The organism is Bradyrhizobium sp. IC4060 (genome assembly GCF_020193715.1).
GTDB lineage: Bacteria > Pseudomonadota > Alphaproteobacteria > Rhizobiales > Xanthobacteraceae > Bradyrhizobium > Bradyrhizobium yuanmingense.
Map to the genome: position 1 here is coordinate 1 of NZ_JADYVJ010000078.1, position 468 is coordinate 468.

Below are 468 nucleotides of genomic sequence, written 5' to 3' on the forward strand. Positions count from 1 at the left end.
CGGCCGCCCTGCGCGCCCTGCACCAGGACCTCGGGCTGGCCCTGGTCACCTCGAGCGCCCTGACGCGGATCGACGCGTGCCTCGAGGCGACCGACCTCGCCGACCTGTTCCCGGCCGCCCGCCGGTTCAGCGCCCAGGACTCACTGCCGGTCCCCACCAGCAAGCCGGACCCGGCCGTCTACCAGCTGACGCTGCGCCGGTTGGGCCTGGACCCCTCGTCGGCGATCGCGGTGGAGGACGCCGTCCCCGGCGCCCAGTCGGCCGTGGCCGCGGGCATCCCCACCGTCGGCATGCTCTGCTTCGTGCCGGCCGACGAGCGGGCGCAGCGGGCCGAGGACCTGCAGCGGGCCGGCGTCAGCGCGCTCGTGGACTCCTGGGACGAGCTGGTCGCGCTGCTGCGCCCGGACGGGCGCACGCCGGCGGCCGACGACCGCGGGATCGCGGTGGCCTCGTGAAGATCGTCTACAC

General features: G+C 76.3%; 1 protein-coding gene. It reads left to right on the top strand.

The genetic code is table 11. From position 1 onward, the window contains the following. On the top strand, positions 1–455 hold a 455-nt coding region (locus I6F16_RS37550; RefSeq protein WP_225174781.1), incomplete at its 5' end, for an HAD family phosphatase. Positions 456–468 lie beyond the last annotated feature (13 nt).